The following is a 22818-nucleotide window of genomic DNA, read 5'->3' as shown; positions in this document are numbered from 1 at the left end:
AAATGGAAATCAAATCAACCAAACTCGATGGTGTGGTCATCATCGAACCGAAGGTGTTCGGCGATCATCGCGGTTTTTTCATGGAAACGTGGAACGCCAAGCGGTATCAGGAATCCGGCTTGAATGCCAGCTTCGTGCAGGACAATCTCTCGTACTCTCGGCGAGGCATTCTCCGTGGTTTGCATTACCAGAATCCCAACACCCAAGGCAAACTGGTTTCGGTTCTGGAAGGCGAAGTCTACGATGTGGCCGTCGACGTACGAGCCGGTTCGAAGACTTTTGGCGAATGGGTCGGCGTCACGCTTTCCGCCGAGAACAAACGACAATTCTACGTTCCGCCTGGCTTCGCACACGGATTCTGCGTGACCAGCGAGATGGCGTTGTTCGTCTACAAATGCACGGACTTCTACGATCCGCAGGCTGAAGGCAGCATTCTCTGGAACGATCCCGATTTGGGGATCGACTGGCCCGTCGACGAGCCAGCACTTTCCGACAAAGACAAAGACGCCCCTCGACTGAAGGATGTGCCGCTCGAACGGCTCACCTTTCAACTAACCGAGCCGGATGCGTCCTATCGGAATGCAGCCTGAAAAGCCGGTCTGGCACGGAGAGCCTACCGGGCTCTCCGGACGCGGAAGATTTTTTCCGGATTCATCTGGTTGGATGGTAGCGATTGTGACGAAAAGAGAATGTCGGAAGCCGACGTGTGGCAACATTGCGTCGGCAGTGTCGCCTCAACATTCTCGATCGGTTACCGATCCGGAAACACCGTCTCAATGGATTGGACACCGGAGTGTCACCTGTGATCGAATTCTGTGATTGGTCTCAACAACTCAATCGTCAACCAAATGGCTGGTTGCTGATCGGTGAAGGTCCCACGTTTGCCGAGATGAACAACGTCGATCTGTCGCAACGAACGACGGTTGGGCTCAATCACGTTTTTCGCCATACGCCGGTCGACTTTGCCATCGTACTCGATGCGGAAACCATCGATTGTTGTTCCGCGTCCGATCTGAAAGACGTCGGCACACTTCTGATGCCGACGGAACCATACGTGCACGGTCGCCCGGGGACCATCACGCTCGATGAACTCGTCCGTGTGGTACCAGCATTGCAAACGCTTGCAGACGATGGGCGAGTCGTTGGTTTCGACCGTTCGGGTTTGGAGGCGTGTTCGAGCGGCTTCGACAAACATCGACCGGCCCTCGACGAACGAATCGCCTGCGAACTCCTGGCAAAACTTGGCGCGACCACGTTAGAAACACTTGGTTGCGATGAAACAGCGGATCTCCATGACGACTTCCGTCCATTCCACGAATCGCATTCGTTGGTGACCGACCCACAACGGCAGCGAAAACAACGCGATCATCGTCGGAAACATCTGGCCAATCTCAGCCTGACATGCACACCGCTTACACAACCGTTTCGGGTTTTTATCAATGCGGATGAATCGCAAGAACTGGCCGCTTCGGTGTTGGCTCGCCAGATTCGAGATCATGCAACAACGACGGTCGCCGTGACGGTTCTCAAGAATCCACCGCTGCCACGAGTGCGGAATCCACAATGTTGGCCACGCGATCCTCGCGCTTTGACTCGATTCTTCGTGCCAGAAATGACCGGCTACCAGGGCCAAGCACTTTTCGTGCAGGCCGATATGTTGGTCCGAAATGATGTCAGCGAACTTGCGCAGCTCGCGATGGAGGACTGCCAAGTTGCGGTGCTTCGTCGATCCGACTCAGCCGGCTGGGAATCGAGCTTGCAAGTCATCAATTGCGAGCGAGCCGACTGGAAAATTGAAGCCATCATCCGTGAGTTGGACGAGGGCCGATACACCTCCGACGAACTCATTCACAACTTGGCGTTGATTCAAGATTCGAAGGATATCGCGGAATCCATTCCATCGGCTTGGCGGCCGACGTCGGGGAAACTCTCGAAGGATACCCGGGTTCACCGATTTCTCGATCCGAAGCATCAACCCTGGAAACAGGAACTCGGAAACTGCCCCACTTGGGATGCGGCACTCCAGCGAGCGATTGCAACAGGCGACGTTTCCGTGGATGACGTTTATGACGCCAGTGAAGATGGCTACATCAACGAATCGCTCTTGGACGCATTTTCCGAAGAACAAATGGAACTGTTCCGAGCGCGACGGCGGTTCCCTTTGCCGCAACGTCCGCAAGGGAATCGGCTCGTGGTATTGACACAAAGGGCGTATGCCTTTGCAGGACGAAGTGCACGCAACCCGGCCGGGGCCGTGCGACGACTCTTGCATGGCTCCTGGTAGTTTGCTGTGGCCTAAGATCTCAACCCGTTTGAATCAGACTCACCATGGACCAAATTTCCTTGACCGACCATAACTCGACATCAAGTCACTCACCCACCGGAACAACGCCCAAAGTGTGTTTCGTGGGCGACGGTTCCAGCGGTTCGTGGCTGATGCGGGCCGATCAGATCGCATCCATGCGACCGGAATGGGCGGCATTTGGCAAGCAGGACTTCGCTCCGTCGCGGCTGGCTGACTATGATGTTCTGTGCATCATCAAACGCTTTGATCTTCCGCTTGCGCTTCACGCGCACGCCATTGGCAAAGCCGTGATTTACGATCCGGTCGATCCGTGGATTCAACCGTTTGACGGGCTGGAAAACAATTCCATCTCGAGAGTGCTCGACTACTTTCACCGCTTCTTTGACGGGCTGCCAGTCGATGGAGTGATCTTTCCGAATCGCAAAATGATGGAAGATCATGGCCACCTCATGCCCAACGCAACGACGATCTATCACCACTATCGGCAGAACACCAAACCGATCAAAATTCGCGAGAAAGCGGAAGTGATTGGCTATGAAGGGCGAGCAGAATACCTTGGCCCTTGGGAACAAATTGTCACCGATGTTGCTGAGAAACTCGGACTGAAGTTTGTCGTCAATCCGAGACATCTTGGGCTATGTGATATCGGCTTTGCCGCCCGCGGTGGACTCCACGGATCCATGATGGCGTCTCGCTACAAGTCGAACGTGAAACTTGCGAATCTAATGGGAGCGGGAATTCCCGCAATTGTTCAAAGCGATGAACAGTCCTATCGTGAAGTCGACAATGGACACGTCCGCTTCTTCACGGACGAGAAACAACTCGAAACTTGCTTGCAAGAGATTCTGCCATATGAACGTCGGCAGGAAATACACGAAAGTTTCTTAGCCGACTGTTATCCGTACTCGCTTGAAGCAATCGCTGCCCAATACGAGACGTACTTTCAGTCTGTCATCGCGTGGAAGCAGGGAACACCGTTGTCAAAAGCTGCTTAACCGGAGTGCTCGAATTCCGTCTAGGCAAAATTGGCAAGAACCGTTATTGATGCCCCAAGATTCGACACTCGTTCAAAGATCGGAACGAACATGACTGCAATGGTAGAGTTCAACAAATATCGTGCCCACGGAGCTTACCATTGGGAACATCTCAAAACGCATCCCGAATACGGATTGCGTGTCATGCACTGCTGTGCAGCCGCGAAGGCAACGGATGTTGTCCTCGACCTTGGCTGTGGTGATGGCGCGTACATGTATGAGATGTCAAACTTCTGTCAGCATGTTGTTGGTGTCGATGGAGATCCCGACGGCGTGAAATGCGCACGGAAGGAACTCGATGAGCATAAAGTTGAGAACTACACGCTAGTTCATAGTGTGTTCGCTGATATGCATTCACGAATGCCGACCGAGTTCAAAGGTTATGACTTGATCTATTCGATGGATTGCATCGAACATCTTCTCGATCCCACTGAACTTCTTGGCGTGATCGATCAATACCTCAAGCCAAACGGTCAGTTCATCATCGGTACGCCATTGTTTATGACCGAAGAATTGGTCTCGAAGTATCACGTCAAAGAGTTTACCCGCAAAGAATTGCACCGACTGATCAAACCAAAATTTGAGCTTGTTCGCGAGCGATGGCTGCCGGCTCGACATCCCAAAGACCCGAGCAAACTCAAACCACGATTCTACCTCATGGTTTGCCGACGGCGACCCGAGCTCACCGAGAAACGGTCCAGCATTCTCAATGCTTGGAAGAAGCCGCTCCGAGCAATTCGGTCTTCGTTTCAAAGTTCAGAAAACTAGGGCTGTCGTTCATCGCGTTTGCAGGCGACGAACTTAGTCTCATCTCACGAGTTTGATCCCGTCGCGGTGCATTGTCAGCGGCTATATACCACGAGGACGACACATATGTCGACGGAAACGATTGCGGGTGTCTGCGAGGTTGATCAGACAGAGCAAGCGGAGAAAGAACCTTGGTCTGATAGTGTCCAAGCTGATGGAATCCCGCAAGCCGACGTGGCTTCTCTGACCGAGTTCGTCAACGTTGCAGATCGTGTGAATGAGTTCGGTCTCTCGTTCTGGAAGGAAGCCTTTCAAGAACTTAGAGCGAGTCGCCAGGTGTTTTGGCGTTTGGCTCGGCGAGAGATTGTATCGCGTTATCGCCAGTCAATCTTAGGACTTGGTTGGGCGATTCTCACGCCGCTTGCGATGGCTGGAGTCTTTATTTACCTCAACTCCGCCAACGTCGTGAAAGTTGGAGACACCGGCCTTCCTTATCCGGTTTTCGTGTTTAGCGGATTGATTCCCTGGCAGATGTTCGCAGCTTGCCTCACGCGGGGATCGCAAAGTCTAGTTGCCTCAACGCATCTCGTGCAGCGACTTCGCTGTTCTCGCGAGGTCCTCGTCTTAGCGGCGATGGCAAGTGCAGTCTTCGACTATCTGATCGGCGTGGGACTTACGGCGATTGTTCTCCTTGGTTACGGCGTGATGCCCGCGAGTACAGCACTCCTCTTGCCGGTGCTCGTGTTTATGCAGTTTCTGTTTAGCTTTGGCATCGTCTTGATTCTTTCGGTGATGAATGCTGTCTTGCGAGATATCACAAGTGTGATCCCACTCGTGATCAATCTGTGGGTGTTTATGACCCCAGTGTTCTTCCCGACATTCACCGAAGGCAAACGATTGATTCTTAACTGGATCAATCCGATGTGTGCGTTTATTACCGCATACCGAGACTTGCTGTTTCGGGGATATCTAACAATGCCGGGCCAACTGCTACTCAGTTGTGGAATCACGGTTGTTCTATTGCTCGCGGGCTGGCGGTTCTTTCACTGTCTCTTGCCCCATGTCGCCGAGAAAGCATAAGACTCTTTCGGTTGATGTTCGAGCGGAATAAGAACGTGAATGCTAGTCTAGCCACCTGTGATGTCGTCGGAAAGTGGTGTCGAGAACATGGCTGATCCTTGGAAGCTAAAAGTTAGCAATGTCTGGAAGCGGTACTGCGGAAACCTCCGTCGAGGTTCGTTGTATGCTATGACGGACTCGTGCCGCACATTCTTTAACATGGCTAGCAAAAGTCAAGAGTTGCGAAACGACGAGTTTTGGAGTCTCCGCGACGTCTCGTTCGAGATCGGCCCTGGCAAATGCTTAGCAGTCATCGGACGAAACGGTGCCGGCAAAAGTACCTTGATGAAACTGTTGACAGGGGTGATTACACCTGATCAAGGCGAGATTCGTGCGCGTGGACGACTCGTCGCATTGATGATGTCCGGTGTGGGGTTTCATCCCATGCTATCAGGACGCGAGAACGTCTACATTTATGGTAGTCTGCTAGGTCTGAGTCGAAGTGAAATCGATCGTCGTTTTGACGATATTCTCGAGTTCTCCGAGATCGGCCAATACATCGACATGCCAGTCAAGTACTACAGTAGCGGCATGTATGTTCGACTCTCGTATAGTATTGCGGCTCAAGCTCAGCCCGATGTGTTGCTAGTCGATGAAGTGCTCGCTGTTGGTGATGTGGCCTTTCGGGAAAAATGTATCCGCCATCTTCAAGGGTTGAAGAAACAGGGGACGACGTTAGTTCTTGTGAGTCATTCGGCTGGTCAGTTGCGGAGACTGGCGGACGAGGCGTTATGGCTGCAGAAAGGACAAGTCCTAGCGCATGGTGCGGCTGATGTTCTGTTAGAGCAGTATCAGACTGATGCAGAGTCGGAAGCGTCTGGCGCGCGTGAGGTCAAAACACAGAATCCGAACGCACTTCCCGAAGCAGCGTCGGTCTGTCGAATCTTTGGTCCTGGTCACAGCGAGACGACTCCTCAGTCAAGTTCAATTGTTGAAGTTTCAGAGGTGCAGTTGTCCGGCCAGTCACTGGATTCAAATAGAGCAACGACGTTCCAAACTGGCTCAGAGCAGTCATTGTCCCTGCAACTTCGATTTCATGAATCCGTTGTTCGGCCAGTTGTTCGCTTGTCGTTAACGAAGCCGAATGGTGTGTGTGTTGATCGCTCTGAGTTTGTGCTGGAGGCGGATCGTTTTGCACCCACGGGTGAAGGCGACGAAGGAAGATTGAACTGGGGGTTTTCAGTCGATGAGGCACCAGGACGATATGAGCTTCGTCTTCTTGTCACTCGGCCGTTGGCGGATGATGCGGAGCAAATTTTGTCGGATCAGCACTGGCCAGTGGAACTGGAATCCGGCGGTAGTTTGCAGAGCAATGATGCGATCTGTGAAGACACGCTGTGCAATCTCGGACTAGTCGCGAATGCGGATTTGAATACGCATGTTGCGATTCGGGAGCTCGGCGGTTTGAAACACGATCAGCCGTCCGCTTCGGAGCGTCCGGTTCTCGCGTGTCGAAAACTAACCATGCATGGAAGTGATGAGACGATTTCAGGTCTTGTCGGCGATGCAACCGGTTTGCGTGTGGTGCGTGGCTTTGCGCCGTCGGCTCGCGTTCCACGAACTTTTGTTCGTGTTGGTGAACACTGTCGCTTGAGTGTCGAGTTTGAGGCGAACGAGAAGCTAGAGCAGTGTGAGATTCGTGTTCAGATTCACGAGTCCGGCAAACCTGTGCTCGGTGGGTTGACCGCGAAGATTGATCGGTCCACTTGTGAACCGGGACGGTTTCAGGTTGATGTGGACTTTGATGCGAATGTGACAGCGGCTGACTATGAATTCAATATCAGTGCGACTGCGGATACGCCGGATGGTCGTCAGGTGGAAATTGAGTCGGTCGAAGCGTTCCGAATGCAGGTCGTTGGTGGTGCTAGTACCGGCAACGAGGTTCGGGTGGCTTATCCGAAACGGATTTCGATTGAGGAATCTCAAGAGACGTCGTCTGAATTGCAGTTGTTAAGTCGGAAGAAATCGGAGACGGCGCCAGAGTACAACGGGACTGAGATTGCCGCCGCAGGTTTCATGGGTTTTGACGATCCTCATCATGTTCAGATTGCACCTGGGGCATCGTTAAAAACTGTCTTCTACACTCGACTAGCGAGGTCGATGCAAAGCCCAGGTTTGAAACTGTCATTTACAACACTCGACGGCCGACGAGTGGCAAGTCTTGATACCGTGCTTGATCCCCGGTTGATCGAGTCTGATAGTGATTCAGGACTCGTGCGGCGTTATGAGTTCGAGATGATTCCGCATCTCAATGCCGGTGTCTACGATGTGAACTTGGCCCTGCAAAGTCGTGAGTCTGATAATCCTCACGTGATCGCCCGTTTGCCGAAATTTGCTCGGTGTGTTGTGGGCGCGACGAATCGCTCGAAGAGTCTCGTTTCAACGTCGATTGTCTATGATTTCCTGCAAACGGAATCGGTCGAGTCGACTACAAGCGAAGACGCTCGCAAGGTTGCGTAATTCTTTTCGAGAAATTGCGAATATTGTTGGATTTGGCTCAAGTCGAAGCGGAAACTGCTCTAGATTTATATGCCAAGTTCTCTAAGATTCGCACTCCGGTCCGGCAATGAATTGTCGTGCGAAGTTTTCTTTTCGCATGATGGTTGATTGCTCTACCTGCCGATTCGCCGCTCCAGGTTCCCCGCTATGGAGTGTGCCGATCCGGAATTTTCATTTCTCGGAACGGATACGAGGACCCACGGCATGGCTGCCAACAATTGTAGTCGTCTTCTTGGACGACTTGAAAACGCATTGCGCTGGATAGGATTGGTCGGACTCGTCGGAGCGTCGGGGTGTTTTTCGCACTATCAATCCGCTCCCTACAGTCCTTACGCACCGGCACCTTATCAGCCTTATAACTCTGTACCTGCATATGGATCGCCGACGGTCGCACCCCCGACGGGAATGCCGACGCCGGCCTATTCCGCACCGTTGGGGACGCCGCAGAGCTTCCCGAGTGATGGATCGACTTTTGGTCCATCGTTGCCGCCCGAGGAGTATGGTTCTCCACAACCGGTCGTTCCTGGAGGTTCATCGGGAACGGTTCCGGGAAGTTCCGATCTTCCGCCGCCATCGGGGGGAAGTTACGACGGTGGCGGAACGGTTCCTGTTTATCCCGATGCGAACACGGTTCCGCCTGCGGGTGGTGGTGGAACGTTTGGCGGTGGGAATTCGACGCCGTTTTATCCCGAAGGCGCGATGTTTCAGCCGGATGGATCGCGAGGAGTCGAAAACGCAGCGAATGTGCAATCGACCGCACGTGCATCGGGTGTGGTTCCTGCCGGCAACACCGAGTTGAGCCCTTACGATCGTGATCCGAACGGCTACTCCTGGTTGCGTGGAATCGTCGATTATGATCCGCAAGACAATGTCTGGATCATCTTCTACAGTCAAGTTCCGCAGGCGAATGATCCATTCAACGGGCAGATCACATTGGCCGATCACCCGAAGCTAACCGGGTTGCAGGACGGTGAAGTTGTCTTCGTCGAAGGCGGGATCGACAATACGAATCTCGATCCGCGAACGGGCTTTCCGAAGTATCGAATTTCTCGAATCGTGCCGTTAAGAGCTTCGCATTAAATCGATTGTTGCGGATGTGCAACTGACGTTCAGTCGATTTGGTCGGCGTCGTCGTGGGCAAGCTTGTGACACTGCATCGATGCTTTTAGAATACTGCCCACTCCGCGTTTATCTCTCCCAATCCTTCTTCATCTAGGAACACGGAAATGGCTTCCGGCTCCCATGGTCCCAATCGTCTTCGTTTTGATGCCGGTATGGCTGGGCCTCCTGCTCAGAGCGGAACAACGGCCGCATCGTTGAAGGAATGGAATGTCCCGAAGGTTGGTGACCGTGACCGTGTGGAGGCGGCCATCGGACGGACGACATCGTTCATGTTGAACGAGCAGCACGAAGACGGCTTTTGGTGTGCGGAACTCGAAGGGGATACGATTCTCGAGTCCGAGTACATCCTCTTGCTGACCTATCTTGGGCAAGAACGCTCGGAGACGGCACGCAAGTGTGCTGAATACATCCGCAAGCAGCAACTTCCGACCGGCGGTTGGGCGATGTATCCCGGCGGGAAGTTGGAGATCAGCGGTTCGGTCAAAGCGTATTTGGCGTTGAAGATTCTCGGGTTCGATCCGAACAGCGAGGAAATGATCCGGGCTCGCAATGCGATTCGGCAAGCGGGTGGTGCGGAGAAGATCAACAGTTTTACTCGGTATTACTTGGCGATGTTGGGGCTCTTGAAGTACTCCCAATGCCCGGTTGTGCCGCCGGAGTTGATCCTCATTCCGAAGTGGATGCCGTTCAATATCTACGAAATGTCGTCATGGTCGCGGACGATCGTGATTCCCCTCAGTTTGCTGTGGGCGTACCAACCGGTGCGGCATCTTCCCAAGTCGATGCACATTCACGAATTGTTCTTGGAACATCCCGATGACCTGAAATTGGCCACCGATCCGGCGGGCGTCGTGGACGACTTGAAGAAGTCGACCCGGTTGAATTGGGACCAAATGTTCTTGTGGTTGGATTCGGCGGTCAAGGTGGCCGAGAAGTTGCGAATCAAGCCGCTGCGGAAAGTGGCCATCAATCGGGCCGCCGACTGGATGACCGAACGCTTTGAAAAGAGCGACGGTCTGGGCGCGATCTTCCCGCCGATTGTCTGGAGCATTATCGGTCTGAAATGTCTCGGTCATTCGGATGATTCTCCGATGGTCCGAGCTGCGATGGACGAGCTGGAAGCGTTGTTCATCGAAGAAGATGACACAATCCGCTTGCAACCGTGTAAGTCGCCCGTGTGGGATACGGCAATTGCGACAATCGCCTTGCGAGACGCCGGTGTGCCGCGGAATCATCCGGGAATTCGCAAGTCGGTCGAATGGCTACTGAGCAAGGAAGTCAAAGACCCCGGCGATTGGTCGATGCTCAAACCGAACACACCACCTGCGGGATGGTACTTCGAGTTCAACAATGAGTTCTATCCCGACACCGATGACACTTCGATGGTGGTGATGGCGCTCAGTCGGTGTTTGCCGAGCAGCACCGATGACGGCGAATGGCAGACACAATTCCTGTTGGGCGATTGGAGTCCGCATGAAGCCGACCGAGATGCGTCGGCCGTCATCAGTGGACGAGGCCATCACAATTCCACCCGGGACGTGGAAGACGCTGCCCCGATTCTGAATGCCATTTGGCGGGGCACGAAGTGGATGCTCAGCATGCAGAGCAAGAACGGCGGTTGGGGAGCGTTCGATTCCGACAACGATCGGGAATTGTTCACGCGGGTTCCCTTTGCCGATCACAACGCAATGATCGACCCGAGCACCGCCGACATCACCGCCCGAATCATCGAGATGTTCAGCCATCTCAATGTGCCGCTCAGCCACCCTGCCCTCGAAAAAGCCGCCGAATTTGTGTGGAGCGAACAGGAACCGGATGGGGCCTGGTTCGGCCGTTGGGGTGTCAACTACATCTACGGGACATGGCAGGTGTTGGTCGGCATGACTCACATCGGTTACTCCACGATGGACCCCCGAATTCAAGCCGGCGTGCGGTGGCTGAAGAATTGTCAGCAATCGTCGGGGGGATGGGGCGAAACGGCCGATTCGTACGACGATCCCAAACTTCGCGGACAAGGCCCGGCGACGGCTTCGCAAACCGCGTGGGCGTTGATGGGATTGATGGCTGCTGGTGAGGAAAATTCCCCCGAAGTTCAACGCGGTGTGGAATACCTGCTGAGCACGCAAAAAGACGACGGCACCTGGGACGAACCATGGTTCACCGGCACCGGGTTCCCGAAAGTCTTCTACTTGCGTTATCACTATTACCGCATCTACTTCCCTCTGATGGCCCTTGGGCGTTACAATCGACTGCGAGCGAAGTAACGCGGAGCGTGGTTCTCAATGAAAATTTAACCGCCCCGAAGCGTCGTTGGCTTCGCGGCGGTTTTTCTTTGTGATCCTCGAAAATGATGTTGGAGAAACGAAAATGTCTCGGCTGCCCGGACGTCTCGGTGAACTTCGAGCCAAAGACATTATGACGCGACCGGTCATTACCGTCGCACAGAACGACACGCTCGAAGCCGCTTTGCACACCTTCCGCGAACAGCACATCACCGGGGCTCCCGTGGTTTCGGATGACGGCAAACTCGTGGGAATTCTGTCGCTCGCTGACTTCATGGAGATCTCCAAAACAGACGAGCCGCCACAACCGGGCACGCTCGAACACGGCAATCAACGCTCCGTTTGGAAGATTTGGGACAACGCGCCCGCACTCGATCCCGATTTCCTAACGCAATCCGTGGCTACGCGGATGTCTGAGCATGTGAAATCGGTTCGCGATGTCTCCACCTTGGTCGATGTCGCTCGATTGATGTGTGACCGGCACTGGCATCGCGTGCCCGTTGTGGATGCGTATGGCACGCTCTGCGGTATGATCACCGCGATGGATGTGCTCGCCGCGATGGTCAATGTTGCCGATGAACCGGGTGAGTGAGCACCCGTTGATCAATCAGCGAGCCACCGAGCGATCCAGGCCCCAATACCGCATCAGCCAGTAGGCGTGTAGGAAGTCGATCGACGCGATGTGCGTGGGTGTGGTTTGGCCGTTGGATTGCCAGGCTTGGAAGGCGTCGCTTTTCCACAAGTAAGCGTCGTGACGTTTACGGGCATCGACCCACAGCGGCACGGGCGAATCGGCCTCTTGGCCTTCCGTTCCGAAGCGGTTGATGGGAAAGCGGTGAAGTTGCTCCATGCCGTCGGCGTGCAATTTGGCGAGTTGCCGAAGGATTGGCTGCTGCTCGTTTTCTTTCAGGATTCGCGGTAAGAGGTCCGGATCACTGAGAATGCCGACCCATTGGAAATTGATCAACGCATTCCGATGATCTTCCAACTCGCGGAGCGTCCAGAACATCGTGCGGCCGAGTTCGTAACAGAATCGGGAATCGAGCGGACGATTGTTTTTGACGGCGTCGTATCGTTCCAAGAACAAACCGATGTACGCCGCATTGCAGACGTGGTTGCGATCGTTCATGCCTTTGACGAACGGGCTGGCACCGATTCGCTGCGGCAGAATGATATGCCTGAGTGGTGATTCGTAATACACATGATGTCTGCCACGTAAGTCCTGCATATGCTTGAGGATCTTGCGTTGTTTACCCTCATCGGGACCTTCGAAAATCGTCGCGGCAGCGATGACAGTATAAGCCACCTGCGCATTGAACGGCACACCCGTGGAGCCGATACGCGGCGTGAGATTGCCGTACTTGGTGTGCTTGCCATCGCGTTCGGTCAATTTGTAATCGTGACGGATAAGATGATACGCCATTTCCTGCAAATCGAACCGAGCCTGAGCTTGGACATCTGGTGGCAAATCGGGATAAGCAAGCAACATCATCACCGCAAATCCACCGACAATCTGATTCAACGTGCCCTTCGCGGCATCGCTGCGAAACCAAAATTCTTCGCCGTCTTCGGTGACGAAATGTCGGTTCACATCGCCTTGTTTCGTTTTCATTACACAACGGGCGGGCAGGCCCATTTCATCGGTGACTTTGAGGAACAAGTGCAGTCCCCGCAGTAGACGGGCAATTTTCTCTAGCGTTTCCGGTTCTCGGGTGACGGCATATTTGTAACTAAGGGCCGCCAAAAACGCCCCGTTCCAAGTCGAAATATCCGCACCCTGATGCCAACCGATTTCGGCGTTTGGGTCGTCGGAAAGAATCACCCGAGGCAGCACTTGGTCCCAGGGTGTCCAGTGATAACGCTCTAACGCCCATTCGTACAATTCCGCCTTCGCTTCGAGCGGCACTTCACGGTACGTCGGTCCATACGCACTCTCGAACGCTGCGTAAAACCTTTCGAGTGAAGGCCTTGAGAAATCTGTTCCCTTGGGACGCAACGCGATCAACCGGTCAGCTCGGCTCTCCCGATAGTCCAACTCCGTTGACGGAAAGGAATCAATCGTGGGCAATTCCGGCGGTGGGGGTGTCGGTTGTGTTGGGGGGATGAGCAAGGGGCCGTCTTGAGCTGGAATGACTCCAACGCTGACGGAAACGATCAAGGCGGCGAATGTGCCGATGCGGGCGAAATGCATTTCGATTGGCCTCGTCGGTGAGGGAAATCGCGAAATCTGCGGGAGCGGAACCATATCGCAGAGGGTCTGCATTCCCAATGGCAATTCCCTCGCCCTGCCCGACCACTGAACCCGGGCGGAACTCATCGTGGGGCGAAGAATCGAAATGTCGGGTGGGTTTGTGACGGTCAGGAAAAATACTTCGTGCTGGTCCTTCTTGACAGAATCGGCAATTCCCGTTGTAATTTCCGACCCAACGCGACCCGCGACCGCCTCCGTCAACCGATGGCGTGTGACCGCACTAGAATGTCATACGGCATTTTTGGATCGAGCAAGCTCGAACAAGCGACCACGGAGCGGGTGACGTCAACCGGGATTCACCACCAACGCCAGGACAAGGCTATTGCCGCGTCGGACACGTCATGCCCACGGGACGCGATACGAGTCAATCTGTTGTCATCACCGGTGTTGGCGTGGTTTCGCCCATCGGTATCGGCAACGATCCGTTTTGGCAGTCTCTTGTGGCTGGCAAGTCGGGTGTTGAGTTGATCGCAGAGGGCACGGAAACGCCTCGGCTTGCTGCACGAGTCAAAGACTTCGATCCGAATCAGCTGCTTGCTCGACGGCGGAAGTTTCTCAAGGTGATGCCGCCCGCGATTCAGTTCGGAACCGCCGCGGCGACTCTCGCGATGCGGGAAGCCGGTTTGGCCCGTCGTGACATTCCGCCCGAACGGTTGGGCGTTGTTTTTGGTGCGGGACGACTCTCGACGACACCACAAGAACTGTCCAATGTGCTGGCCGCTTGCCGAACCGAAGCCGGGGAGTTCATCGCCGCGAAGTGGGGGCACACCGCGACCGACGAGATCGCACCGTTGTGGTTGCTCCGACAGTTGCCAAACATGCCCGCCAGCCATGTGTCGATCGAGTTCGATGCGCGTGGGCCGAGCAACACGATCACCAGCCGCGATTGCGGGGCTCTGCTGTCGATCGGCGAAGCGGTCAACATGATCGAACGCGACGCAGCAGATTGCGTCATCGTGGGTGGGTGCGGATCGTTGGTGGCTCCACTCGATTGGCTCAAATTGCAGTTATTCGATGAACTCTCGCAATCGTTCGACGATCCCGCCGGTGCATGTCGTCCGTTTGACCAAGACCGTGACGGCACCGTAGTCGGCGAAGGAGCGGCGGCATTCGTGTTGGAACGCCGAAGTCATGCCACCAAACGGGGGGCGACCGTGTTTGCGGAAGTTCTCGGTATTGGCAGCGGTTGTGATCCTATGGACTCCCTGACGGGGCGCGGCATGATTCACGCCGTGAGTGCTGCGACTAGGTCGTCGAATTTGCGAGCGGACGAGATTGGTCACATCAATACACACGGACACGGCGGGCGGAATACGGATTGCACTGAAGCAAGAGCATTGGCGACCGTTTTCGGCGAAGCTTTGAATCGCATTCCTTGTGTTGCTTTGAAAGGAAGTTTGGGAACCGCTGATGCCGGTTCCGGGGCGATGGAACTTGCCAGCAGTTTGCTCGCGTTGCGTGAGCGAACGATTCCACCGACACGCAACCTTCGGCATGTCGACTCGAAATGCCCGCTCCAATTGAGTGCCGACGCGCAGCCCAGCACGCATCCAACCGCAGTCGTGGTCAGTCGGACATCCGCCGGACAAAGTGCCGCCGTCGTCATTCGGGGGGAATAACCACGGCGGCGTGGGAAATTATGCCTTGGGCTTTCCGAAGTAGCGTGCGACGAGATCCGCTGGCGGTGGTGGGGTCGCTTTCGTTACCAACCAGCCGATCAGGAACGACGAGAACAATCCGACCAAAATCGGATCGAAATCGAACAACCGGTACGGGTTGAAGAAGCTGTCGTTGACAAACATGCCGGTGATGTACATCGAAAGGTGAGCTGTGAACCCACCTAGCATCGCTGCGATTACGCCAGCCGTGTTGACACGAGGCCAATACAAGGCATACGCAACCGGTGCCAAAAACGCCGCCGCCAATCCACTACCGGTATAGACGATGATGTTCTGCAAGAATTCCGGCGGGTTCATCGCCCCGAACATCGCCGCCGTTCCGACGATCAGCGTGCACCAATAACTCAGCCGTTTGATCGTGCGTTCCTGCACGTCGGGGTTCACGTTGCGTTGGTAGATGTCCCGCACGAGAGCCGACGAGATCATCAGGAGGAAACTGTCGACGGTACTCATCACCGCCGCAAACGGAGCCGCCACCAACAAACCGGCTAACCAACCGACGCCAGCGTTTTCGGTAATGAACACGGCCATCGCAGGCATAATGCGGTCCGACTCGACTTCCATCCCCGGCATCAACACACGGGCACAACAGAAGATGATGACCAGCGGAAAGTAAATCGCGGTGTAATAAATCGCGACGGTGAAGATCGAGCGTCGCAACGTTGTCGAACTATTAAACGCCATCAGCCGGACCATGTTACTTGGCTGCCCGCTCCCCGAAATCGACCACATGAAGAAAAACGAAATCGCGAGTGAGAGCGGTAGGAAGCCGTTGGCGTTGGTTTTGCTTGGCCCTGGTCCGCTTACGTATGCCCCTGATTGTTCGGCTCCATAGGCGAACTCCGTGGCGTCCCCGACTTCGACGAGACTCACTTCGTTCTCGCCCAATTCGGTCGCCGCTTGATATCGCGGATGTGGTTGGCTGACAAACCGTTCTTTCTCGCTGGCCGTGACGATTTCAATCACATTCACCGACTGGCTTGGTTCGTCCTCTGTCCAACGCGCATTTTCGGCGAAACGGAAAATGCGATTATCCACCACGAGCCAATCGCCTTTGTCCACGTGCAATGGCGTGTCGGGCGATGTGTCTTCGAGTGTGAGGACCTGCTCCACCGGCGGTTTCATTTGGGCCATTTCTTGAGTGGCATTTTCCAGCCCTCCGACAGCATCGAGCGTGAGTGGCAACATGATCAGCACGCCGATCACCATCACCACACCTTGCATCACGTCGGTCCAAACCACGGCGTGGAATCCACCGTAAGTCGTGTAGATGATGACGGCGATCCCGAAGGACACTAAGCACAGCAAATACTGCGGGTCATCACCGAACAACGAAATGCCGCTCGTCATCGAACCAAGCGACCGGGCGGAGTTTTCGAAGACGGCGACGTCTTGCAGTAGTGTTTTGAGAATCATCGCGCCGGCTTTGAATTGCGCGACGAGATTGAAACTCATGAAGAACACGATCAGCAAAACCGCAAGCAAGCCGAGTCCCACGCTACGGAAGCGGTCGCGGAGGACGTCGGGTACGGTGATCGAACCGGAGATTCTAGCGATTTGGTTCAATCGTTTGCCGAGTAAGCCCATCGTGCAGATCGGCACGACCATGTAACTGCTGATCCAAAGGGCCAAAATCCAACCGTGCGTGTAGATCAGCGAGGGAAACCCCGTGAAACTTCCCCCGGAAGAACTTGTGGCCGCGAACGTCAGTGCAAACGCCCACACCCCGAGACTTCGGCTGCCGAGAAAATACTCGCTGAGGAAACTTCGCCCCTTGAGCAACTGATTCGACAACCCCGCGATGCCGAACACCGCGAGCGTGTACAACAAGAATGTGATCAACGCCGGATTCGAATTCGCGGCGAAGATGGCGGAAGGAAACTCGCTCATGCTTGCCCCTCCGCACGTTCGGCCAGTTCGTGTTGTTCTTCGAGGTCGGCTCCTTCATGGGTTTCGCCGAGATCGTCGTCTTTCATGTAGGCGAAGCAAAACCAGGTCGTGGCGATATCCGCCACCAACCACGGTAGACCCACGCCCCAGAACACCCAACTTGGAATGCCCCACACGGTCGCAATCTGCGTGGTTTCCGCCGCCGGGTCCGCGAACCCGTTGAGATAGCAATAGGGAATCGTCCACAGCAGGCAAACGAACCAAATGCCCAGGATAATCAGGGCTTCTTTGCGGGCGTGGAGGAACGTGTCGTCGAACTCGAAATCGTTCGGGAGTTCGAGAGCGGAGGTGTCAGACATAAGTGTAAGTCAATTCGAGAACATCCAGGGTGAGTGCTTACATCAAAGTCCGCTGATTGTACCGTCACGCTGCACGAGAATCTAATGGTTACTATTCTTTTATGCGAAACTCGATTCCCGTTTGAACCAACCCGTCAAACCGCAAAGTGTACTTAAGAACAAGATTTGCAAGACAGGCCAGTCCACCGCCGTGATCACCACGAACATGCAGCGTTTGACGAAGTATTCTCGCTGCCAGTCTGTGACGTCGGGCCACCAGGTCATCCGCTGCCAAATGCAAATTGCCACAATACACAGGATCGCGAGCACGACCCCCCCAACTCCGAGACGCCGCAGCCGCATTTGTGAGAGATGTCGGCAGACGAGTATTGTCGGGAGACTCAGCACGACAAGCCAGAAGCCGTGATATGCCAGCAGCGATGGAATCTCAGGTCCGCAGCCCCAAGGTCCACAGACGCTATGCGATGGAGAAACCGGCAGAGCTTTCAATTGAAGCACGCCAATCAACGCCGCTCCCCAAAGCAGCAACACAACGGTGATCTTGAGAAACTTCATTGCGGTGTCTCTCCATTCATGGCGGCGGTGGAGTCAACGTTGGAACACGCTTGGGAGCACTCGTCACGCCCGTCCCTACGACTCTTCGTCCCTCAGTGAACGCCAATGGGCGAGGCGTTTTTGGATTTCGGCTTCGTAACCGCGATTGGTGGGAGTGTAGTAGGTTTTTTCGACTCCGAGATAGTCCTGATCGACGTAGCCCTCGGCGGCGTTGTGCGGGTAGACGTAGTGGCCTTCTTGATTCAATTTGCGGCCGCTGGAATTTTTGTCGCGGAGCGTCATGGGGACCGGCAGAACGCGTTGATTCTTGATGTCTTGCTGAGCTTCGTTGATCGCTTTGTAAGCGGCGTTCGATTTTGGTGCCGTCGCCATGTAACAAACGGCGTGCGAAAGGATGATGCGACATTCCGGCAGACCGACGAAGTCCGTCGCTTGAGCGGCGGCGTTGGCGATGACGAGGGCTTGCGGGTCAGCGTTACCGATGTCTTCGGAGGCGAGAATCACAATCCGCCGGGCGATGAACCGCGGGTCCTCACCGGCTTCCAACATGCGAGCCAACCAATACACCGCCGCGTCGGGGTCGCCGCCCCGCATGCTCTTGATGAACACGCTCGCCGCATCGTAGTGTTCGTCGCCGGTGCCGTCGTAGTAGATCGCCTTCTTCTGGATCGATTCTTGAGCGACGTCGACGGTCACGTGCTGATCCGTTTCCAACACCGACAGCACCGCAATTTCGAGGGCACTGAGCGCCCTTCGCGCATCACCTTCGGAGATGTCGGCGAGAAAGGCGATGGCGTCGTCATCGACTTGCACTTAGTGTTTCGCGAGGCCGTTTTCTTTGTCGGTGAGTGCCCGCCGCAAAACTTTCTCGACGTCTTCGGCGGCGAGGGATTGGAATTCGAAAATCTGACTTCGACTGACGAGTGGCGCGACGAGAGAGAAAAACGGATTCGCCGTCGTCGCCCCGATCAACGTGACGACACCGGTTTCCACGTCTGGCAACAACACGTCCTGCTGAGCCTTGTTGAAGCGGTGAAGTTCATCGATGAACAATACCGTCCGCGTGCCACCGGTCTTGAGATTCCGTCGGGCGGTTTCCAACTCGGCTCGTAGTTCCTTGACGCTCGATGCGGCGGCGTTGATGGTCACGAAGTTCGACTTCGTTTGCCGAGCGATCAATTTCGCCAGCGTCGTTTTCCCAGTGCCCGGTGGACCATAAAACAACACCGACCCCAACCGATCCGCCGCCAACATCCGGCGGAGAAGTTTTCCTTCACCCAAAAAATGCGTTTGGCCGACGAATTCATCCAGCGATCGCGGTCGCATCCGAACGGCAAGCGGTTCGGCATCGCGGAGATTGTCGGCTTCCTGTTGATCGAATAACCCTTTCCCGGCCATGTTCATCGTGTCCAGTCTTCGTCGTGTGGTACGAATTGATCACGAGTGTTGATGTAACCCTGTTCGAGATCGGTGTGCATTTGCGTTTCTAGCTCAACAGCGCGTAAGTGTTGAATGACACCCCAAAGCCCTTCCACTGTCATCGGCCCTTCTTCGTCAATAGCTACCAGATGGAGTTCGCCATTCGAAATTTGTTGGGCCAATTGTACCAATAGGTGTCTTCTTTCCTGCCAATCATTGCAGAACGGTTCGATGGTCACTAACGGCTCTCCCGAGATTGCGCGAGCCCGAATTTCTTGAAGACTCAGTCCTGTCAGTTGGCGAAACAACCTCATTTCTTCAATTGGAAACTGATTCACGATGGAGCGGAATCGAAGCATGGTTCACCGAAGTGATTACGTGAAACGAGCAGCCAGCGGATCCGCTTCGTGAAGATTGTCGGCTTCCTGGGCGTCGAAGAGTCCGGGCATTTTGGTGATGATGTGATGAGGTCTGAGGTGATGATGTGATTTCTCCTGAGTGATATCAATGTCACACGGTTCTCACGCTCACGACATCCCGTATTTCACATCATCACACAAGGCCTCATCACATCATCATCGCCAACGGCGATCCCGTCTACCCAAAAAGAAAAAGCCCTCTGGTAGAACCAGAGAGCTTTGAAAGTTGAGTAAAACCTCTACCGATCGCGTGGGCTGTGTACGAACCCGAAAATGCTAGGTGGGCACCCTCCGCATGGATTGTGTGATCCGGTACAAGCCGGCTATACACGCTGCCACACCGACAGGGTTCCCTGGGTTCAATACATAGGGTTCGACAATTGCCCAGGCGATATAGGTGGTAGAGGCAAGCAAGTCCTCTCGGATTGCTAGATGCATCGTAGCACGCACCCCCAGACCCGACAAGATGTTCTCTGGCAAGTTTCCCCGGATTATCAATTGGCGTCGTGCGGTGAATTCAGTCGTCCGAAATATTGCAGGTCGTAGCCCTTTCCATCCCGGAAAAAATGGTTACGCAAAGTGCCCTCAAGCTGAAACCCGGCTTTTTGCAGGACTTTCCCCGAGGCCGGATTCGTGCTCAACGCTTGAGCGAACATCCGTTGCAGACGGTAGGTCTCGAATGCGAATTCGCAGAGTCGGCGAAGGACAGCGGTCATGATTCCTTGGCCCCAATACCGTTTGGCCAGCCAATACCCTGTGCCGCATTTCTGCTTGAGTGTGATGTCGAACAATCCGATGCCGCCGATGAGTTTTCCGTCTGCGTTACGAATGGCCCAATTTCGGCGGTTATGCGTTCGCAGTGTGCCGCGTTGCACCTTCATTAGCCAAGTGTCGACATCACTCTGCCGATATGGAAACGGCATCTTGCCCATGCGATCGTAAAAATCGCCGGATTCATTCAGATACTGCAAATAGGCGGCTCGATCCTTCCGCACAATTTGTGAGAGTTCGATTTCCGGATTCACCACGATGGTCGGAACCGGCTCGGCGATGGCATCTGTCACCAATGTGTCTTTGCCCATCGAAATGCGATCTTCGACCCGGAATCCGCACTTTTGGTAGAACTCGACGACTTGGGAATTCTCCCCAAGCACTTGCAGATTGATTTTGTCACAGCCTTTGTCACGGAGCGTCTGTTCGACTTCTTCGAGCAGTTTGCGACCGACGCCAAGTCCACGGGCGTCCTCCGCGACGGCGAGCGAGTAAATCCAACCCCGTACGCCATCGTAACCCGCCATCACCGTGCCGACGATGTTACCGCCGCGTTCGGCGACGAAGAACAAACCATCGTCAAACGCGAGCTTTCGACAGATCGCCCGTTTGGGATCGTTGCGAGGATGCGAACTGGGCAACGCGGTTTCACGCAGAGCGATGACCGCGTCGTAGTCTGATGATCGAAAAGAGCGCACAATGATTTTCGACATCTTCAATCTCTACTTCGATTGGGAATTCAATACGTCCCGAACGTTTGCTCCCCGCACGATTTTTTCGAGCATGCCACCCAGACGTTGAACGACTTTCGGATGAGCGTTCGCAACGTTGTTTTGTTCATCGATGTCCTCGGACAAGTCGTATAATTCGTAGTTGATCTTCTGCGGTTGTCTGCGTCCGGCGACATTGCGGACGAGTTTCCACTGATGATCGCGAATCGCAAAGCCACGAGCTTCTTCGACGATGTAGCGATTGCCTTTCGAGTCGTCTCCGAGGAGTGCTGCAAGATTGACTTGGCTATCCGGGGCGGCGTCTTCGGGGATTTCGACATCGAGCAATTCGGCGAAGGTCGGAATGAAATCGGTCTGCGTGACGAGAGCCGATGACGTCCCCCGTTTGATGCGGTTGGGCCAACGGACAATGAACGGCACCCGTGTGCCACCTTCGTAGATTTGATATTTCCCGCCACGATACGGTCCGGAGCCATCATGCCCGCGGTCGGCTTCTTCCGTCGAGGTATGCACCGTCGTGCCGTCATCGTAACCATCGTCGTACACAGGGCCGTTGTCGGATGAGAAGATGACCATCGTGTTGTCAGCGATACCGTGTTCGTCGAGCATCTTCATGATCTGTCCGACCGACCAATCGAGTTGCACCATCGCATCGCCGCGATAACCCAACTCGCTTTTTCCGTGAAATCGTGGGTGCGGCGTACGAGGGACGTGAATGTCTTGCGAGGAGAAGTAGAGAAAGAACGGTTGTTTGGCGTTTTTCTTTTGGTGCGTATTCAACCAGGTTCGGGTGTGGTCGACAAATTCATCGGCCATGGTTTCATCGTTCCACAACGCCGACTTTCCACCGAACATCGTACCGATGCGACCGATGCCGTTGATCACGGAATTGTTGTGGCCATGTGTGCTTTTGTAATACGTCATCGCTTCGGGATTCTTCTTCCCGTCGGGATAAACGGTGGAATTCGGACCGGCCGGTTTACCGATCGAGATGGGGTCGTTCGGATCGAGATTGACCACGCGATGATTCTCCACATACACCGTCGGCACGCGGTCGTTGGTATTCGGCAGAAGGAAAGCGTAGTCGAAGCCAATTTCCAGCGGTCCCGGTTTGACGACGCCATTCCAATCGGTGCCGGGACCTTTCTCGCCCAATCCGAGATGCCATTTCCCAACGACGGCTGTGGCGTAGCCGGCGTCTTTGAAGACTTGCGGCAAGGTATAGCGGTCGGTGGAAATCGCCAGCGGAGCGGTTGGCCCGAGCACGCGAATGTTCTTCCGATGCGCGAGAATTCCCGTGAGCATCGTGTACCGGGACGCCGAGCACGTCGACGCCGGACAATGCCCGTCGGTGAAGTTCAGCCCTTCGGCGGCCAATCGGTCGAGGTTCGGTGTGGGGATCTTTTTTGAGCCATTCACGCTCAAATCACCGAAACCGACATCATCGCCGTAAATCAACACGACATTCGGACGCTCCGCCGCAGACGCCGACGAAACGACTAAAAGCAAAACGATCGCAAGCGAGGCAGCCTGCGACCAACGAAAGGGATTTCGGAACAGCATGTGATCACCGTCATTGAAGCAGAGATTGTGTGAGATGTTGGATCTCGCCGATTGAAGGGCGGAACACTCCGCA

19 protein-coding genes, 1 other RNA gene and 1 pseudogene are annotated in these 22818 nt (G+C 54.8%); 10 read left to right on the top strand and 11 right to left on the bottom strand.

Features of this window, described 5'->3' with window-relative positions; genetic code table 11:
- The first annotated feature begins 2 nt into the window (after positions 1-2).
- The 9 genes from rfbC to G6R38_RS18530 all read left to right on the top strand — a co-directional run bounded on the left by rfbC (position 3) and on the right by G6R38_RS18530 (position 11700).
- Positions 3-590, top strand: a complete 588-nt coding sequence (gene rfbC, locus G6R38_RS18570; RefSeq protein WP_166829612.1) for a dTDP-4-dehydrorhamnose 3,5-epimerase — start codon at positions 3-5, stop codon at positions 588-590.
- A 116-nt stretch (positions 591-706) separates the two neighbouring features.
- Positions 707-2284 carry a hypothetical protein gene (locus G6R38_RS18565; protein ID WP_166829609.1) on the top strand — a complete coding sequence of 526 codons (1578 nt, stop codon included), beginning with the start codon at positions 707-709 and terminating at the stop codon, positions 2282-2284.
- A gap of 44 nt (positions 2285-2328) precedes the next feature.
- Positions 2329-3300, top strand: coding sequence for a glycosyltransferase (locus tag G6R38_RS18560; RefSeq protein ID WP_166829606.1), 972 nt, complete (start codon positions 2329-2331; stop codon positions 3298-3300).
- Positions 3301-3390: 90 nt separating this feature from the next.
- A complete protein-coding gene (locus G6R38_RS18555) occupies positions 3391-4107 on the top strand; it encodes a class I SAM-dependent methyltransferase (RefSeq protein ID WP_166829601.1) in 717 nt (238 codons plus the stop codon).
- Positions 4108-4212: 105 nt separating this feature from the next.
- Positions 4213-5166, top strand: a complete 954-nt coding sequence (locus G6R38_RS18550) for an ABC transporter permease (RefSeq protein ID WP_166829598.1) — start codon at positions 4213-4215, stop codon at positions 5164-5166.
- Between the two features lie 87 nt (positions 5167-5253).
- Positions 5254-7665, top strand: a complete 2412-nt coding sequence (locus G6R38_RS18545; protein WP_166829595.1) for an ATP-binding cassette domain-containing protein — start codon at positions 5254-5256, stop codon at positions 7663-7665.
- Positions 7666-7908: 243 nt separating this feature from the next.
- On the top strand, positions 7909-8784 hold the full coding sequence (locus G6R38_RS18540; RefSeq protein ID WP_166829592.1) for a hypothetical protein: 876 nt from the start codon (positions 7909-7911) through the stop codon (positions 8782-8784).
- A gap of 146 nt (positions 8785-8930) precedes the next feature.
- Positions 8931-11090 (top strand): terpene cyclase/mutase family protein, encoded by a 2160-nt coding sequence (locus G6R38_RS18535; protein WP_240928274.1) that lies wholly within the window; start codon positions 8931-8933, stop codon positions 11088-11090.
- A gap of 103 nt (positions 11091-11193) precedes the next feature.
- Positions 11194-11700, top strand: a complete 507-nt coding sequence (locus G6R38_RS18530; RefSeq protein ID WP_166829589.1) for a CBS domain-containing protein — start codon at positions 11194-11196, stop codon at positions 11698-11700.
- Between the two features lie 15 nt (positions 11701-11715).
- Here G6R38_RS18530 and G6R38_RS18525 read toward each other — a convergent pair whose 3' ends face one another.
- Positions 11716-13299 (bottom strand): hypothetical protein, encoded by a 1584-nt coding sequence (locus G6R38_RS18525; protein WP_166829586.1) that lies wholly within the window; start codon positions 13297-13299, stop codon positions 11716-11718.
- 401 nt (positions 13300-13700) lie between these two features.
- Between G6R38_RS18525 and G6R38_RS18520 the strand changes: the two genes are divergently transcribed.
- Positions 13701-14978, top strand: coding sequence for a beta-ketoacyl-[acyl-carrier-protein] synthase family protein (locus G6R38_RS18520; RefSeq protein ID WP_166829581.1), 1278 nt, complete (start codon positions 13701-13703; stop codon positions 14976-14978).
- A gap of 18 nt (positions 14979-14996) precedes the next feature.
- On the opposite strand, the gene G6R38_RS18515 is transcribed toward G6R38_RS18520, so the two are convergent.
- From G6R38_RS18515 to G6R38_RS18480, 10 genes and pseudogenes are all read right to left on the bottom strand, one after another.
- Complete coding sequence (locus tag G6R38_RS18515) at positions 14997-16928, bottom strand: sodium:solute symporter family transporter (RefSeq protein WP_166829577.1); 1932 nt, start codon at positions 16926-16928, stop codon at positions 14997-14999.
- On the bottom strand, positions 16925-17287 hold the full coding sequence (locus tag G6R38_RS18510; protein WP_166829574.1) for a YhdT family protein: 363 nt from the start codon (positions 17285-17287) through the stop codon (positions 16925-16927). Before G6R38_RS18510 ends, G6R38_RS18515 begins: the two co-directional genes overlap by 4 nt.
- A gap of 99 nt (positions 17288-17386) precedes the next feature.
- A complete protein-coding gene (locus G6R38_RS18505) occupies positions 17387-17842 on the bottom strand; it encodes a hypothetical protein (RefSeq protein ID WP_166829571.1) in 456 nt (151 codons plus the stop codon).
- A gap of 75 nt (positions 17843-17917) precedes the next feature.
- The gene (locus G6R38_RS28080; RefSeq protein ID WP_240928272.1) at positions 17918-18655 is read right to left on the bottom strand and encodes an AAA family ATPase; all 738 of its coding nucleotides are present in this window, start codon (positions 18653-18655) and stop codon (positions 17918-17920) included.
- Positions 18656-19246 carry an AAA family ATPase gene (locus G6R38_RS28075; protein WP_240928270.1) on the bottom strand — a complete coding sequence of 197 codons (591 nt, stop codon included), beginning with the start codon at positions 19244-19246 and terminating at the stop codon, positions 18656-18658.
- Complete coding sequence (locus tag G6R38_RS18495) at positions 19243-19500, bottom strand: hypothetical protein (RefSeq protein ID WP_166829568.1); 258 nt, start codon at positions 19498-19500, stop codon at positions 19243-19245. Before G6R38_RS18495 ends, G6R38_RS28075 begins: the two co-directional genes overlap by 4 nt.
- Positions 19501-19912: 412 nt before the next feature.
- Positions 19913-20090, bottom strand: a non-coding RNA gene (ssrS, locus tag G6R38_RS18490) — 6S RNA.
- An 84-nt stretch (positions 20091-20174) separates the two neighbouring features.
- Positions 20175-20762 (bottom strand): GNAT family N-acetyltransferase, encoded by a 588-nt coding sequence (locus tag G6R38_RS28480; RefSeq protein ID WP_390881432.1) that lies wholly within the window; start codon positions 20760-20762, stop codon positions 20175-20177.
- Positions 20736-21164: pseudogene (locus tag G6R38_RS28475) on the bottom strand (GNAT family acetyltransferase); the annotation flags it as partial. The gene G6R38_RS28480 and the pseudogene G6R38_RS28475, both read right to left, overlap by 27 nt.
- A gap of 9 nt (positions 21165-21173) precedes the next feature.
- Positions 21174-22745, bottom strand: coding sequence for a sulfatase family protein (locus G6R38_RS18480; protein WP_166829562.1), 1572 nt, complete (start codon positions 22743-22745; stop codon positions 21174-21176).
- Positions 22746-22818: the final 73 nt, after the last annotated feature.

Source organism: Thalassoroseus pseudoceratinae (assembly GCF_011634775.1).
In the GTDB taxonomy this organism is placed as follows: Bacteria; Planctomycetota; Planctomycetia; order Planctomycetales; family Planctomycetaceae; genus Thalassoroseus; species Thalassoroseus pseudoceratinae.
Note: the sequence above shows the minus strand (reverse complement) of the source record. Positions and strands in the feature narration are given on the sequence as shown.

Coding starts and splice junctions, on each gene's coding strand:
- rfbC (WP_166829612.1), top strand. CDS start 3: ATGGAAATCAAATCAACCAAACTCGATGGTGTGGTCATCATCGAACCG.
- G6R38_RS18560 (WP_166829606.1), top strand. CDS start 2,329: ATGGACCAAATTTCCTTGACCGACCATAACTCGACATCAAGTCACTCA.
- G6R38_RS18555 (WP_166829601.1), top strand. CDS start 3,391: ATGACTGCAATGGTAGAGTTCAACAAATATCGTGCCCACGGAGCTTAC.
- G6R38_RS18550 (WP_166829598.1), top strand. CDS start 4,213: ATGTCGACGGAAACGATTGCGGGTGTCTGCGAGGTTGATCAGACAGAG.
- G6R38_RS18545 (WP_166829595.1), top strand. CDS start 5,254: ATGGCTGATCCTTGGAAGCTAAAAGTTAGCAATGTCTGGAAGCGGTAC.
- G6R38_RS18540 (WP_166829592.1), top strand. CDS start 7,909: ATGGCTGCCAACAATTGTAGTCGTCTTCTTGGACGACTTGAAAACGCA.
- G6R38_RS18535 (WP_240928274.1), top strand. CDS start 8,931: ATGGCTTCCGGCTCCCATGGTCCCAATCGTCTTCGTTTTGATGCCGGT.
- G6R38_RS18530 (WP_166829589.1), top strand. CDS start 11,194: ATGTCTCGGCTGCCCGGACGTCTCGGTGAACTTCGAGCCAAAGACATT.
- G6R38_RS18525 (WP_166829586.1), bottom strand. CDS start 13,299: ATGCATTTCGCCCGCATCGGCACATTCGCCGCCTTGATCGTTTCCGTC.
- G6R38_RS18520 (WP_166829581.1), top strand. CDS start 13,701: ATGCCCACGGGACGCGATACGAGTCAATCTGTTGTCATCACCGGTGTT.
- G6R38_RS18515 (WP_166829577.1), bottom strand. CDS start 16,928: ATGAGCGAGTTTCCTTCCGCCATCTTCGCCGCGAATTCGAATCCGGCG.
- G6R38_RS18510 (WP_166829574.1), bottom strand. CDS start 17,287: ATGTCTGACACCTCCGCTCTCGAACTCCCGAACGATTTCGAGTTCGAC.
- G6R38_RS18505 (WP_166829571.1), bottom strand. CDS start 17,842: ATGAAGTTTCTCAAGATCACCGTTGTGTTGCTGCTTTGGGGAGCGGCG.
- G6R38_RS28075 (WP_240928270.1), bottom strand. CDS start 19,246: ATGAACATGGCCGGGAAAGGGTTATTCGATCAACAGGAAGCCGACAAT.
- G6R38_RS28480 (WP_390881432.1), bottom strand. CDS start 20,762: ATGGGCAAAGACACATTGGTGACAGATGCCATCGCCGAGCCGGTTCCG.
- G6R38_RS18480 (WP_166829562.1), bottom strand. CDS start 22,745: ATGCTGTTCCGAAATCCCTTTCGTTGGTCGCAGGCTGCCTCGCTTGCG.